Source organism: Paracoccus sp. (in: a-proteobacteria), from assembly GCF_046289755.1.
Classification (GTDB): Bacteria; Pseudomonadota; Alphaproteobacteria; order Rhodobacterales; family Rhodobacteraceae; genus Paracoccus.
The window spans coordinates 50,600-64,860 of record NZ_JBKBVD010000005.1 but is presented as its reverse complement, the minus strand read 5'-3'; the positions used below and the strand labels follow the sequence as shown (position 1 = coordinate 64,860).

Genomic DNA, 14,261 nt, shown 5'->3' with positions numbered 1-14,261 from the left:
GGTGCGTGCCTCGCCCCCCCTCTCCCCCCCCCCCGGGCGCCGCCGCCCCCCCCCCCCCCCCCCCCCCCCCCACGGCGGTATCACATCCGCCGCCCCAACATGAGGATCAACATGGCGATCTGCGAATCTGCGCAGCTGCCGATGTCGGATGCGGCGCGGCTGGTGCGCGACCAGTTGGCGCGCCTTGCGACAGAGCTGTCGCGCTAGACCCCCAGCCACAGGACCTGCGCCTTGACCGGCGCGCAGGTCCAGCAGTTGTGCGGTCACCCGTGTCGGTTTTCAGCGCCGATCTGTCATCTGATCGCCCTAAAGGTCGGTGGTCAGGCCCTTTGCCGTCAGCACGGCCTCCAGATTGCAGACGTCGATGATCGTGCGGCCGTTCTTATAGTCTTTGATAAAGCCAGCCTCGGCATCTTCGCGGGCAGCGGATTTGCACGCCGCATCGGCAGCATCCTCGCGGCGCACGACGACGACACCATCGGCATCACCTTTGATGACGTCACCTGGGCGCACAATCTCGTCGCCGATGACGATCTCGCCGTTGATCTGGCCCAAGGTCTCTTTGACGGTGCCCTTGATGCAGATGCTGGCCGAGAAGACCGGCAAGCCCAGTCTGATCAGTTCCTGCGTGTCGCGCACGCCGGTATCCGTGATGACACCCGCGATGCCCTTTGCAAGGCACGCATTGCCCAGAACGTCACCGAAACAGCCCGCTTCTTCATATTCCCCGGCCGACATCACGATGACATCGCCCGCTTGCGCAAAATGGATCGCCAGCTGCAGCATGATATTGTCGCGCGGCGCACTGAGGACCGTAAAGGCCGGACCACAGACCGTCATGTCGCGGTCAATCGGCTTGATACGCGAGCTGAGTGCGCCCAAACGCCCTTGCGCCTCGTGGATGGTGGCGCTGCCAAAGCGCGACAGAGCATCGACATCGGCGGCTTTGGCGCGGTCGATCTTGGTGATGATATGGGGCATTTCAGAATCCTCCGTGTCGGTTGTCGCCACAGTAGAGTCCGCACGCCCGCCCTGCATAAGAGCTTGTGCTTCTGATGTAATCGGGTTTCGCGATGCCCGCCCGGTCATGCGAAACCGCTCTGACATCATCGCCACTCACGGGTGCTAGCGTCGTCGAAAGCAAGAAGATGAACGCAACCGGGATCATATCTTTCGTATGCCGATCACGATCGAATACCTTATCGGACGGATGGAATGGGCGGCGCGCCAGCAGCTTTCCGAATATGCATGCTGCACGAACGGGCATAAGTTAACGATGCAGCGCATAGCGGGTCAGGCCGCAAACAGCGCAACCGTGGCTGCCCCTGAAAGGCCGCCAAACCCTGCCGCAGACCCTGCCGCAGACCCCGCCGCAGACCCTGCCATGACGGCGCCGCTCGCGGGCATGTGCCACCTGCGCCCCGAGGCGGGCGGCGCGCCGTTCGTTCAGGTCGGCGACAGGGTCGTGGCCGGTCAGACCCTGTGTATCATTGAAGCGATGAAGATGATGACTTCGATTCCCGCCGAGGCCAGCGGCACGGTAGAGGCAATCCTGGTGACCGATGGCGAAACGGTCGCCGCAGGCGCCCCTCTGATGAGGATCGTCGCATGACCGGGATCGACATGAACACCCTGCTGGTCGCCAACCGCGGTGAGATCGCGCTGCGCATCATCCGCGCCTGCCGCCGCCTTGGCCTGCGTGTGGTCTGCGCCTATTCCGAGGCTGACCGGGGCGCCGCCTATCTGCGGCTGGCCGATCAAGCGATCTGCATCGGGCCTGCCCCGGCTGCAAAAAGCTATCTCAACATCCCGGCCCTGATGGCCGCGGCCGAGGTGACAGGCGCAGGCCTGATCCATCCCGGCTATGGTTTTCTGTCCGAGCGCCCCGAATTCGCGCAGGCCGTCGAGGATGCGGGCCGGGTTCTGGTCGGACCAAGCGCCCGCGTGATGGCGATGATGGGTGACAAAGTCGCGGCCAAGCGCAGCATGATCGCCACAGGGGTGCCCTGCGTCCCCGGTCCCGACAGCGTGCTGCCCGATGACGCGGATGAAATCCGCCGGATCGCGGACGGCATCGGCTATCCGGTCATCCTCAAGGCAGCGGGTGGCGGCGGCGGGCGCGGCATGCGCGTGGTTCAGATCGAGGCCGAACTGACCGATGCCTTCATGGTCACCCGGCAGGAAGCTGCACGGTTCTTCGGCAACCCCGACATCTATATCGAGAAGTTTCTGGAAAAACCCCGGCACGTCGAAATTCAGGTGATGGCCGACCGCCACGGCCATGCGCTGTGGCTTGGCGACCGCGACTGCTCGATGCAGCGGCGCCACCAGAAGTTGATCGAAGAGGCCCCCGCCCCCGGCATCGACCGCGCTCTGATCGCCGCAATCGGTGCGCGCTGCGCGACATCCTGCCGCGAGATCGGCTATGTCGGCGCTGGCACGTTCGAGTTTCTTTATGAGCGCGGGCAATTCTATTTCATCGAGATGAACACTCGCATTCAGGTCGAGCATCCCGTGACCGAGATGGTGACCGGCCTCGACATCGTGGCGATGCAGATCGACGTGGCGCGCGGCAATCCGTTGCCCCTGACACAGGAACAGGTCCGCACCCAGGGTCATGCCATCGAATGCCGTATCAATGCCGAGGATCCTGACAGCTTTGCCCCCAGCCCCGGAACGATTGCTGCCATGCATATCCCGGGCGGGCCGGGCATCCGGGTGGACACGCACGCGGTCTCTGGCGCGGTGATAGCGGCCAGCTATGATTCAATGATCGCCAAGTTCATCGCCTACGGCTCCACCCGGGACGAGGCACTGTCGCGCGCCCGAAGCGCGCTGGCAGAGGCGCAAATCGGGGGCGTGCTGACCAATATCCCTCTGCACCGCCAGATTCTGGACGATCCCGGCTTTGCCACAGGCGGCGTCAGCATCCACCATCTGGAACACTGGCTCAGCGACAAGAGGGCCGCCCATGGGTAATCCCGCAATCTCAGTGATCGGCAGCCGCGCGGTCCTGTTCCAGGCCCCCTGCCCCTTTGACCTTCCCCATCAGCAACGGTTCTGGGCCATCGCCGAACAGGCCGGCCAGTGGGACGCCGTGTGCGAGGCCGTCCCCGGCATGACGAATGTCACACTGCTATTGGACGACGTTCCGACCGACCTCGACCGCCTGTTGCGTGACCTGTCCGCGCTGTGGGACAGTGGTGTCCGCAAACAGGTCGAAGGCCGGTTGCTACCCATCGACATCACCTATGACGGCCCGCATCTGGCCGAGGTGGCCGACATGACCGGCCTGCCCGTTGACGAGGTTGTGCGCCTGCATTCCACGCCCGACTACACGGTTTATGCGGTCGGCAGTCATGCGGGCTATTGCTATCTGGGTGGTCTGGACGCCCGGCTGCAGACGCCACGGCGCAAGGTGCCGCTGCCGCGTCTGCCCGGCGGATCGCTTTCGGTCGCAGGGCTGCAGACCGGCGTTTCGGCCTCGGAAGGGCCAAGCGGCTGGAACACAATCGGACGCACTGACGCGACATTTTTTGACCCGGCGCGCCAGCCTGCCGCGCTACTGGCGCCGGGCGATCGCATCCGCTTCAACCCTGTCGGAGTGCAGGCATGATCGAGGTTCTGTTCATCCCGCCCGGCGCGACGGTTCAGGATCTGGGCCGCGATGGGTTCTGGGCACAGGGGCTGGGCCGGGCCGGGGCGATGGACACATTGTCGCATCGCATCGCAAACATGCTGCTGGACAACCCCGCCGACGCCGCCACCATCGAGATCCCGCTGACCCCGGCACGCCTGCGCTTTACCACAACTGGGTCTTTTGGGCTTGTTGGCGCCGCCTGCGGTGCGACTCTGGCCGGTCGACCCCTGCCACGGGTCTGGGCCGGAGCGGCCGATGCGGGCGACCTGCTGGAACTGGGCGCCATGACGCAGGGCGCACGTTGCTATCTGGCGTTGCCGGGTGGCATCGACGTGCCTTTGGTTCTGGGGTCGCGCAGCACACAGCTGCGCGAGGGCTTTGGCGGGCTTGAGGGTCGGGTTCTCGCCGCAGGTGATATCCTGCGCGGCGCCAGCCTGCCCGCCGACCTGCGGCGGGGTGGACTCAGTCTGACAATGCCGCCGCTGTACCAAGACGGCGCCAACCGGATTGTGCTGCGTGCGCTGGCCTCGACCGAGCATGACGACTTCAGCGCCGCCGCGCAGGACGCCTTCTGGTCCACGGGATACACCGTCACCGCGCAGAGCAACCGGCAGGGCTATCGGCTGGAGGGCCAGGCGCTGGATTACAACGCCAGCGCCGAACTGCGCTCTCACGGGATCGGGCCAGGTATCGTGCAGGTTCCGGGAGGCGGTCAGCCGATCATTCAGCTGGCCGATTCCGCAACCATGGGGGGCTATCCCAAGATAGCTGCCGTGATTGAGCCCGATCTGTGGCGCATCGCTCAGGCGCGGCCCGGTGACGTGCTGTGCTTTCATCGTGTCGATCTGACCGAAGCCGCCGCCGCTGCCCGCGAGTTGCAGACCACATTGGACGAGCTGCACACGCAGATCCGCGATTTTTCGATCCGTCAGAAAGGCTGGGCCTGAGATGTTCGACGACAAGGACACGGCGCGCCTGATTACGGCTATGCGCGTCTGCGGCGTAACCCTGCTGGAAATCGAGACCGGCGACACGCTGTTGCGCCTTGCCCTGCCAGCACAGGTTGCAGCGCCCGGCGCGAGAACCCCGCCGGACCTCCGGCGCGAGGCTGCACGCAGTCCCGAGATCGGCACGTTCCTGCCGCGCGGCAGCGATGACGGCCTGATCCCACTGGTGCAGGGCGACAGCGTTCAGGTGCAGGAGACTGTTGGCTATGTCACGCGTGGCGCGATCCGCGCCGTCGTGCTGGCCCCCACCGCCGGGCGTATTGCCGACGCCCCACCCGCAGAAGGCACGATCTTTGGTTTCGGGGACACTGTCGTAGAGGTAGAGCCAGCATGATCATCGACCTCAACTCTGACATGGGTGAGGGCTTTGGTCCCTACCGTATCGCTGACGATGAGGCATTGATGCCGCAGGTCAGTTCCGCCAATGTCGCCTGCGGCTATCACGCAGGTGATCCGGTCATCATGGACCGCACCATCCGTCTGGCCAAGGATCATGGTGTCGATCTGGGCGCCCATATCAGCTTTCCCGACCGCATGGGCTTCGGGCGTCGTCGGATGGACATGGATCTGCCCGAGCTGGAGGCGCATATCCTCTATCAACTGGGCGCACTGGCCGGGCTGGCGGGCCGGGCCGGGCACCGGATCACCCACATGAACCCGCACGGCGCGCTTGGCAATCTGGCCAGCAGCGACCCCGCCATTGCCGCATCGGTCGCACGGGCGACGCTGGATTTCGACCCGGAGATCGCCTTTCTGGTTCTGCCGGGCAGCGCGCTTGAAGCGGCGGCCACAGCGGCGGGCGGCCATGTCATCCGGCTGTTTCTGGCAGACCGGGCCTATCTGTCATCCGGCCAACTGGCCCCCCGCAGTCAGCCGGGCGCAGTAATCCACGACCCTGAACAGGTGGTCGCACGCGTCCTGCGTGTCATCCACGACGGCCAGACAGACACGCTGGACGGAACCGTGATCAACATGCCCGTCCGTTCGATCCTGCTGCATTCCGATACTGCAGGCGCGGTCGGTCTGGCCCGTCGGTTGCGGGACAGCATCATCCGGGCCGGCGGCTCTGTCGCGCCGCTGTCCCGACACGTCTGAAGATCCAAAGACAAGGAAAAATATCTATGCCTTTCGCAGACTATAAGACCGCATTGGTCACCGGCGCCGCTGGCGGCATGGGTGCAGCCATCACCGAGCGTCTGTGCGCCAAAGGGCTGACCGTCCACGCCCTGTCGCGCAATACCGAAAAGCTGACCGAGTTGCAGGACCGCTTTGGTGCCATCCCCCATGTGGTCGATGTGACCAATACTGATGCCCTGAGCGATCTTGTGGCCGGGCTGGAAATCGACATCTTGGTGAACAATGCAGGCGTCTCGCGTCCCGGCAGCATCCTGCAGTCGGATGCCTACGACATTGACGAACAGATCGACGTGAATCTGCGCGCCGTGCTGCAGCTGTCGCGGCTGGTGCTGCCCGGCATGATGGAACGGGACCGCGGCCATATCGTCAATATCGGTTCGATGGCCGGCCATTATGAGTTCGGCGGCCATATCGCCTATATGGCGACCAAGGCTGCGGTCCACACCGTATCCCGCCAATTGCGGGTCGATGCGTTTGGCCGCCGCGTCCGCGTCACCGAAATCAGCCCCGGCCGGGTGGAGACCGACATCTTTGCCAAGGTCGAGAAAATCGACCCCGCCGAAGCCAAGCGGAAATACTATGAAGGCTTCGAGATGCCACAGGTTTCAGATATCGCAGATGCGATCGATTACGCGATCAGCGCCCCCCACTATGTCAATATCGGCCTGATCGAGCTGCTGCCCACGCTGCAGGTGCCGGGCGGTCTGCGCACGGGTCGCCGGGTCGGAGACGAGGTCATTCTGACCGGCAACAAGTGATCCGCCAGACGGAGGAAAAACATATGAACACGATCAAACTGGCCTCGCGCGTCACGGCCATCCGCGTCTCGCCCAGCACAGCTGCCGCGCAAAAGGTCCGCGACCTTCAGGCCGAGGGGCGCAAGATCTTCAACCTGACCGTGGGCGAGCCCGATTTCGACACGCCCGACCCCATCAAGGCCGCTGCAATCCGCGCGATCGAGGCGGGCGACACGAAATATACCCCCGTCAACGGCACAATTGAACTGCGCAAGGCGGTACAGCACGATTTCAGAACGCGCCTGAATATCGACTGCGAACTGAACGAAATCTGCGTTGGCGGGGGCGCCAAACAGGTGCTGTTCGTGGCGCTGATGGCCACCGTCGAGGCAGGCGACGAGGTGATTGTGCCCACGCCCTATTGGGTCAGCTATCCCGACATGGTCATCGCGAATGGCGGCACGCCCGTGATCGTGCCCTGCGGCGAGGATGTGCGCTTCAAGCTGACACCTGCTGCGCTGGAGGCTTCGATCACGTCGAAGACAAAATGGGTGATCCTGAATTCGCCCTCGAATCCGACCGGCGCGGCCTACAGTGCGGATGAGTTGCGCGCCTTGGGCGAAGTGCTGCTGCGGCATCCTCATGTGCTGGTCATGTGCGACGAGATCTATGACCGGATCTGGTACGCTGACGCCCCGCCCTGCAGCATTCTTGGCGTCGTGCCCGGCCTGAAACCACAGGCGCTGGTCGTCAACGGCGTGTCGAAAAGCTATGCCATGACCGGCTGGCGGATCGGCTATGCGACCGGTCCGCTGCCGCTGATCGACGCGATAAACAAGCTGCAGTCGCAGATGTCATCCTGCCCCTCGTCTGTCAGCCAGGCAGCGGCGGCCTATGCGCTGACAGCGGACCAAAGCGACGTCGCCCGGACGGTCGAGGTTTATCGCCAGCGCCGTGACCGGGCGCATGCGCTGATCAACGCGATCCCCGGTCTCAGTTGTACGCTGCCCGATGGCGCATTCTATCTATACCCCAGCTGCGCGGGCCTGATCGGCAAAACCACCCCTGATGGCAAGCTGCTCAGGACGGATCTGGACGTCAGTCTTTATCTGCTTGATGCAGCGGGTGTGGCATCGGTCCATGGTGGCGCCTATGGGCTGGAACCCTACTTCCGCATCTCGACAGCCACGTCGATGCAGGTCATCGAGGATGCCTGTGCGGCCATCGCGGCAGCCTGCGCCGATCTGACCTGATACTGCCGTCACTGTGCGGGGCGACAGGGCCTGCCCCGCCTTTCTTCACCGATCGACGGACCAAACCGGGGGCAGACCACTGCCCCCGGTCATTCCGTGCAATTAACACCACTGCGCCCCAGCCAGGACGGCCAAAGCGGCGGCTGCCTTTCCCGGCGACCGGGCCCGATGACAGACCGTCAGGCGCAGAGCGCTTTCAGATAGGTCAGCGAGGTGGCAAAGTCATCGGGCGCATGGGGGTCGCAGGCCGCCTCCAGCACCAGTGTCCCGGAATAGCCCATCGCCTTCAGCGCCTCGACCTGACCCTTGACGTTGGTCACACCGGTGCCGAAATGCTGCCAGGTCATTTTGCCGTCGATCAGGCGACCGTCCTTCAGGTGGACATTGCGGATATAGGGCGCCAGTTTCGCCAGTCCGGCTTCGAAGGTCGCGCCTTCGGCCTCGTAGAGGTTACCTGTGTCCCAGACATACCCAAGGTGCTTGTGTCCAACGGCATCCAGCAAGGCCAGACAGGCATCGCTGGTGTCGGCATAGGATCCCGGCAGGTTTTCCAGCTGCACCTGATAGCCATGCGCTGCCGCCCGCTCGGTCACCGCGCCCAGCAGATCGACGACTTTGCTGAAATCGGTATCGGAATGCGCGGGCGCACGGTCGGGAGCAAACACAATCAACGTGTCCACCCCGAGTTTCTCACCCATCCTCAGGCTCATGTCCACAAGTTCAGCAGCATGGATCGCGATCAGGTCGCTGTCTGCCGTCGCGCGAATAAAGATGCCCGGAGAAATGGCCGAGTAGACAATTCCAAACTCTTTCCGGGCCTGCACAAGCTGATCCCACACATCGGGGGCCACCAGAGGAAAGCGCCGTCCCTCGATGGTGCGGGCCTCAAAAGTCGTGATGCCCTGCCCGACCGCTGTTTCAAACACCCGGCGCAGCGTTCCCGGTTGCGTTCCGGGGACCACTTCGTTGGTGACTGCGGCAATATCCATTGTTTATCCTTTTTTGACGTGTGTCACTTCAGTAGAGGTGACAAGAGACGGCAGACCCGCTGCCGGTTTCTTTCAGCGCAGGCGTCCTGCGTTCGCAGATCTCGCCGATCCTGAGGTGACAGCGCGGGTTGAAGGCACAGCCCGAGGGCACTGCCAGCGGCGAAGGCATCTCACCTTCAAGAATGATCTCGTCATGCACATCATCGGGATGGCCCGGCAGTGCCGCCGAAAACAGCGCCTTGGTGTAGGGGTGCCGGGGATTGGTGAAGATCTCTTCCGAGGGGCCTATCTCGACGATCTTGCCCAGATACATGACCGCGATCTGGTCGGCGAGGTAACGCGTCGTTGCCAGATCATGTGCAACCAGCAGATAGCTGACGCCGTATTCCTGCTGAATATCCTTGAACAGGTTCATGATCTGCGACCGGATCGACACGTCCAGCGCAGATACGGGTTCATCCAGAACGATCAGGCCCGGCTGCGAAATCAGGGCACTGGCGATGGCGATGCGCTGCCGTTGGCCACCCGAAAACTCGTGTGGAAAGTTTCCGGCATGATCGGGGCGCAGGCCGACATCGTCCAGCACCTTGGCCACGCGTCGGTCAACCTCCTTGCGGCTTGGACGGCCCTGCGCCAAGAGTGGCTCGGCAATAAGGTCGCGCACCCGCATCCGGGGATTCAGCGATGACCAGGGATCCTGAAACACTGCCTGCATGCGTGACCGCAAGCCGCGCAGCCCGGCGCCTTTCAGCGCATGGACATCCTGCCCGTCAACCAGAACCTTGCCTTGCGTCGGTGTGTCCAGCCGCAGGATCATCCGCGTCGCGGTGGTTTTCCCGCAGCCGGATTCCCCCACCAGCGCCAGTGTCTGTCCGGCAGGGATGGCAAAATTCAACCCATCGACGGCCTTCACCAGATGCCTTTGACGCGCGATGAGCCCCGAGGTGATATCGAAGTGCCGCGCCAGATTGCGCACCTCCAGAACGGGGATATCCGATTTCAGCATGGCAGCAGCCTCCAGCAGCTGGCGGTGTGTTGATCGCGTCCCTCGCCCCCCAGATGCGTCACCGGAGGTTGCTGGCTGTGGCATCGGTCATTCGCAAAGGGGCAGCGCGGGGCGAAACGGCAGCCTTCAGGCTTGGCCCACAGCGCGGGCGGCTGACCCTCGATGGCGGGCAACCGTCCCTGATGGCCATTGAGCCGGGGCACCGACGCCAAAAGTGCCTGCGTGTAAGGGTGTGAGGGGCGGTCGAACACGCTTTTGACCGGGCCGGTCTCGATCACCTGGCCCGCATACATCACGGCCAGCCGATGGCAGACGCGGGCGATGATCCCGAAATCATGGGTGATGAACAGGATGCCCATCCCCGTCTGTTCCTGCAGCTCGCGCAGCAGGCGCAGATACTGGGCCTGAACCGTGACATCCAGCGAGGTTGTCGGTTCGTCCGCGATGATGACTTTGGGTTGGCACGAAATCGCGATGGCCCCGACTGCGCGTTGCCGCATGCCGCCGCTCATCTGATGGGGATAGGCATGAACGCGCATCTCGGGCGCGGCCACCCGCACCTTGCGCAGCGTGTCGATCGCCATCTGCATGAAGCCCTGCGGTTCGGCTGTGCGGTGCAGACGCATCGCCTCGACGATCTGATCACCGATGGTAAAGGACGGGTTCAGCGATGTCTGTGGGTCCTGCAGGATCATAGCGATGTCGCGCCCACGAACCTTGCGCATTTCGGCGTCGGACACGGTGGTCAGATCCGTGCCCGCCAGATAAACCTGCCCGCCCGAGATGCGGCCGACGTCACGAGGCAAAAGCCGCATCAGCGACAGGCCGGTCAGCGACTTGCCACTGCCGGATTCCCCAACGATGCCCAACGTCTCGGCCGGGTAAAGATCAAAGCTGACGCCATCCACCGCGGCAAATTCTCCGCGCTTTGTCTCGATCATGGTTTCGAGGTTGCGCACCGACAGGATCGGTTGGTTCTCGTTCATGCTCACGGTCAGACTTTCCTTGATTTCGGGTCGATCTTTTCGCGCAGCCAGTCACCGAACAGATTGACAGACAGCACGGTCAGCACGATTGCCACGCCCGGAAAGAACGAGATCCACCACGCGCTGGTCAGCAACTGACGCCCATCTGCCACCATCAGCCCCCACGTCGGGGTCGGTCGCGGAATGCCGATGCCCAGAAAGCTGAGCGATGCCTCCAACGTGATGACGATGCCGACCTGAAGGGTCGCCAGAACGACGATGGTGTTGACGACATTGGGCAGGATATGCCGCCGCAGAATGGCCAGGTGCGAGCTGCCCGCGACCACGGCCCGGGCCACAAAGTCACGTTCGCGCAGTCCCAGCACCTCGGCCCGGACCTGCCGGGCGAAATAGGCCCACAGCACGAAGGCCACGACGATGATGACCGACTGAAAGCTGGGCCCCGACAACGCAGCCAGCGCCAGCGCCAGCAGCATGGCCGGAAGCGCCAGAGAGATATCCACCAGCCGCATGATGATCGTATCCCACCAGCCACGGAAGTATCCCGCGACAAGGCCAAGCGCCGAGCCGATCACCACGCCGACAAAGATCCCCACTGCGGAAATCGACAGCGCATACCATGCGCCGTGCATCGTCCGGCTGAGGATGTCGCGGCCCAGCCTGTCGGTGCCGAACGGGTGATCCCAGCTACCGCCGAAGAACACCGGGGGGCGCAGCCTGGCCCGCAGATCCGTGGCCTCGGGGCCATAGGGCGCCAGCCAGTGCGAAAACAACGCCGGGATGATCAGCGCGATCATCAGGATGGCAATCGGCACGACCGGATAGCCGCCCGGCCGCAGGATCGCCTTGCGCCGCTTGCGGGCTGCCGGGGCCGCGCGGTCAGCGGATGCGGGGGTCAACAAAGGCATAAAGCAGATCCACCAGAAGGTTTGCGAGGATGAAGATGATCGCAAAGACGATCACGACGGACTGGACGACCGGGAAATCACGGGCCTTGATCGCCTCGATGGCAGTCCAGCCCAGTCCCGGCCATGAAAAGACGGTCTCGATCACGACAGAACCGGTCAGCACCGATCCTGCAAGAACCCCGAAATAGGTCAGCGGTACGACAGCGGCGTTCCGCAGCGCATGCTTCCAGACGATCACGGGCTCGGATACGCCCTTGGCGCGCGCCAGCTTGACGTATTCGGCGTCCAGCACCTCCAGCATGGCCGAGCGGGTCAGCCGCGTCAGCGCCGAGATCTGGAACCACGCAATCGAAATCGCGGGCAGGACCAGATGCAGCCATGTCCCGCTGCCCGAAGTCGGGAACATGCCAAGACCTACTGCAAACACCCAGATCAGAATGATCCCCAGCCAGAAGCTGGGCATCGACTGGCCGATCAGCGCGATGCCCTGCGCGATGCTGTCAATCAGCGTGCCCTTGCGCGCCGCCGAGGCGACGCCAAGCGGGATCGCGACCACGACGCTGATCAGCATTGCCACCCCGCCAAGCACCAGTGTCGCGGGCAGCCGGCTGAGCACCACCCCCATTGCGGATTCGCCCGGCCATTTCATCGACATTCCGAAATCGCCCTGCAGGGCGTTGCCCAGAAAGCGCAGATACTGGATGTGGATCGGCTGATCGAGGCCCAGCTTGGCAACCAGAAACGCGATCTGCTCGGGCGAGGCATCATCAGGCAGCAATGCGCCCACCGGGTTGCCGGAGAAATGGGTCAGTCCGAAAACGATCATCGTGATCACCCACAGGGCAATCGCCGCCTCGGCCGACTTGATGAGAAAGAAGCGTTGCATGAGTTGCTCCGTGGCATGCCCGGACCGGTTGGCCTGTCCGGGCAGCGGCGTGTCAGTCTGCGGTGTCAATCAGCTCGAAATGGCTGAAACCACTTGAGGACGATCCCGGAAAGGTCCAACCGGCGACCCGCTCGGGATTGACGACAATCTCGGCCGAGATGGTTGCGATGGGCATGTGGACATGGTTGTCGAAGATATAGGTAAACATGTCACGGATCAGGGTCGCGCGCTCGTCCAGGCTATTCGTCTGGATCAGAGCATCGCCCATCGCGTTCAGTTCGCTGCTGCCGATGCTGTAGGCCGGGCTGAGCTGCTCGGTATACGAGGCCAGCACCCCGATGCCGTTGGGCCGCACGGGCGCATTGCGCATCGGATGCACAAAGTCAGCGGCAAAGCCCAAACGCGCGTTCTGCAGCGTCGGCCAGTCCATCTCACGGATCTCGGTCTGCAGGCCGATATCGGCAAACATCGCCTGCACCAGTTCGGCCATCAGCCCGAATTCGGGGTTGCCGCCCAAAGCGGTCGCGGCGATCGGAATCACGGGGTTCGGAAAGGCCGCAGGGTAATCCGCCTCGGCCAGCAGTTCGCGCGCGCGTTCGGGATCAAACCCGTATTCCGCCTCGAGCCGTCCGGCCAGTTCAGGTACATATCCGTCAAAGCGGGGGTCCATGGAAAAGACGACCAGCGGTTCGGCACGTCCCTCATAGAGAATGTCGATCATCGCTTCGCGGTCCAGCGCCCGGTTCATCGCTTCGCGGATGCGGATATCCTGCCACGGCAGGTTCATCTGCGCGCCTGCACCTTCGGGATCCATGAACAGTCCCGACATCACCAATGCGGTCTGGACCGAAGCTTGGGCCGAACTGATTGTCTGATGCCCCTGCCCTTCTGCCTCGGGCTGCAATTCACGGGGCAAGCTGGCGATATCGGCCTCGCCTGCCAACAGCATGGCCAGCCGGGTGGCGGCCTCACCGACAAAGCGCAGTTCCAGCGTGTCGTAATCCGCGGACATGCCGCTCCAATGGTCCTTGTTGACGGCATAGTTCAAGGTATTGCCAAGATCGCGGCTGACAAATGTGAACGGCCCGCTGCCAGCAGGGTTGCGGACATAGCCGTCAAGTCCCTCGGCGTCATATTGGGCCTTGGAATAGATCACCAGAACCGCGCGTCCGCCATGCAGGAACAGAAAGTCCGGGTCCGGTGCAGGCAGATCGAAATGGACCGTGCGGTCGTCCTCGGCGGTGACGGTGGCAGCCCGAAGGCTCTGGATGCCACTGAGCCGTGAATCGTCCCCGACATGCAGCGCTGCGCTGTGGACGACATCCGCAGCAGTGACGGGTCCCCAATCGCCGCTGAAGACCGCATCCGGCTTGATGCGAAACGTCCAGCGCGTGAAATCGTCGTTATGCTCCCAGGATTCGGCCAGAGCCGAGGTATCATAGACGCCGGTCACGGGATCGTTGCCGACCAGCGACTGCATGTTCGGCGGAATCAGCCCCCCGATTGTTTCCCAATAAAGGTTTGACTCCGCCGAACCGGGATCAATGGCCACGACAACATTCTGCGCGGCGGCGGTTCCGATGCAGATGACGGACGTGATGGCGCAGGCCATCAAAGCCCGGCGAGTGGCCGAACGGATGTGAGACATGTTTGCTCCCTGTTTAGGACGATGGTTTGACCGCTATTCGGTTCTTGGTTCAATGTTCTGGCCG

General features: G+C 63.3%; 15 protein-coding genes. 8 read left to right on the top strand and 7 right to left on the bottom strand.

Annotation, left to right across the window (positions count from 1 at the left end):
- Positions 1-306: 306 nt before the first annotated feature.
- Positions 307-1,089 carry a 4-carboxy-4-hydroxy-2-oxoadipate aldolase/oxaloacetate decarboxylase gene (locus ACK41U_RS03010; protein WP_409675733.1) on the bottom strand — a complete coding sequence of 261 codons (783 nt, stop codon included), beginning with the start codon at positions 1,087-1,089 and terminating at the stop codon, positions 307-309.
- An 88-nt stretch (positions 1,090-1,177) separates the two neighbouring features.
- On the opposite strand from ACK41U_RS03010, the gene ACK41U_RS03005 reads away from it, so the two are divergent.
- From ACK41U_RS03005 to ACK41U_RS02970, 8 genes are read left to right on the top strand one after another with little or no spacing between them, the layout of a single operon-like run.
- Complete coding sequence (locus ACK41U_RS03005; RefSeq protein ID WP_409675730.1) at positions 1,178-1,612, top strand: acetyl-CoA carboxylase biotin carboxyl carrier protein; 435 nt, start codon at positions 1,178-1,180, stop codon at positions 1,610-1,612.
- On the top strand, positions 1,609-2,979 hold the full coding sequence (gene accC, locus ACK41U_RS03000) for an acetyl-CoA carboxylase biotin carboxylase subunit (protein WP_409675727.1): 1,371 nt from the start codon (positions 1,609-1,611) through the stop codon (positions 2,977-2,979). The genes ACK41U_RS03005 and accC overlap by 4 nt, the downstream gene beginning before the upstream one ends.
- The gene (pxpB, locus tag ACK41U_RS02995; protein WP_409675724.1) at positions 2,972-3,616 is read left to right on the top strand and encodes a 5-oxoprolinase subunit PxpB; all 645 of its coding nucleotides are present in this window, start codon (positions 2,972-2,974) and stop codon (positions 3,614-3,616) included. The genes accC and pxpB overlap by 8 nt, the downstream gene beginning before the upstream one ends.
- Positions 3,613-4,587: a biotin-dependent carboxyltransferase family protein gene (locus ACK41U_RS02990; RefSeq protein ID WP_409675721.1), complete on the top strand. Its 975-nt coding sequence runs from the start codon at positions 3,613-3,615 to the stop codon at positions 4,585-4,587. The genes pxpB and ACK41U_RS02990 overlap by 4 nt, the downstream gene beginning before the upstream one ends.
- Position 4,588: 1 nt before the next feature.
- Entirely contained in the window at positions 4,589-4,981 is a 393-nt protein-coding gene (locus tag ACK41U_RS02985; RefSeq protein ID WP_409675718.1) for a hypothetical protein, read from the top strand.
- On the top strand, positions 4,978-5,742 hold the full coding sequence (locus ACK41U_RS02980; RefSeq protein WP_409675715.1) for a LamB/YcsF family protein: 765 nt from the start codon (positions 4,978-4,980) through the stop codon (positions 5,740-5,742). Before ACK41U_RS02985 ends, ACK41U_RS02980 begins: the two co-directional genes overlap by 4 nt.
- A 26-nt stretch (positions 5,743-5,768) precedes the next feature.
- The gene (locus ACK41U_RS02975) at positions 5,769-6,542 is read left to right on the top strand and encodes an SDR family oxidoreductase (protein WP_409675712.1); all 774 of its coding nucleotides are present in this window, start codon (positions 5,769-5,771) and stop codon (positions 6,540-6,542) included.
- Between the two features lie 23 nt (positions 6,543-6,565).
- A complete protein-coding gene (locus ACK41U_RS02970) occupies positions 6,566-7,774 on the top strand; it encodes an aspartate transaminase (protein WP_409675709.1) in 1,209 nt (402 codons plus the stop codon).
- A gap of 179 nt (positions 7,775-7,953) precedes the next feature.
- Here ACK41U_RS02970 and ACK41U_RS02965 read toward each other — a convergent pair whose 3' ends face one another.
- Genes ACK41U_RS02965 through ACK41U_RS02940 form a run of 6 tightly spaced genes read right to left on the bottom strand, consistent with a single transcriptional unit; the run spans position 7,954 to position 14,197 of the window.
- Entirely contained in the window at positions 7,954-8,763 is an 810-nt protein-coding gene (locus ACK41U_RS02965; protein WP_409675706.1) for a sugar phosphate isomerase/epimerase family protein, read from the bottom strand.
- Positions 8,764-8,791: 28 nt separating this feature from the next.
- On the bottom strand, positions 8,792-9,769 hold the full coding sequence (locus ACK41U_RS02960) for an ABC transporter ATP-binding protein (protein WP_409675703.1): 978 nt from the start codon (positions 9,767-9,769) through the stop codon (positions 8,792-8,794).
- The gene (locus ACK41U_RS02955; RefSeq protein WP_409675887.1) at positions 9,763-10,755 is read right to left on the bottom strand and encodes an ABC transporter ATP-binding protein; all 993 of its coding nucleotides are present in this window, start codon (positions 10,753-10,755) and stop codon (positions 9,763-9,765) included. The genes ACK41U_RS02960 and ACK41U_RS02955 overlap by 7 nt, the downstream gene beginning before the upstream one ends.
- 8 nt (positions 10,756-10,763) lie before the next feature.
- Complete coding sequence (locus ACK41U_RS02950; RefSeq protein ID WP_409675700.1) at positions 10,764-11,663, bottom strand: ABC transporter permease; 900 nt, start codon at positions 11,661-11,663, stop codon at positions 10,764-10,766.
- Entirely contained in the window at positions 11,635-12,549 is a 915-nt protein-coding gene (locus ACK41U_RS02945; RefSeq protein ID WP_409675697.1) for an ABC transporter permease, read from the bottom strand. The genes ACK41U_RS02950 and ACK41U_RS02945 overlap by 29 nt, the downstream gene beginning before the upstream one ends.
- Before the next feature lie 52 nt (positions 12,550-12,601).
- Complete coding sequence (locus ACK41U_RS02940; protein ID WP_409675694.1) at positions 12,602-14,197, bottom strand: ABC transporter substrate-binding protein; 1,596 nt, start codon at positions 14,195-14,197, stop codon at positions 12,602-12,604.
- Positions 14,198-14,261 lie beyond the last annotated feature (64 nt).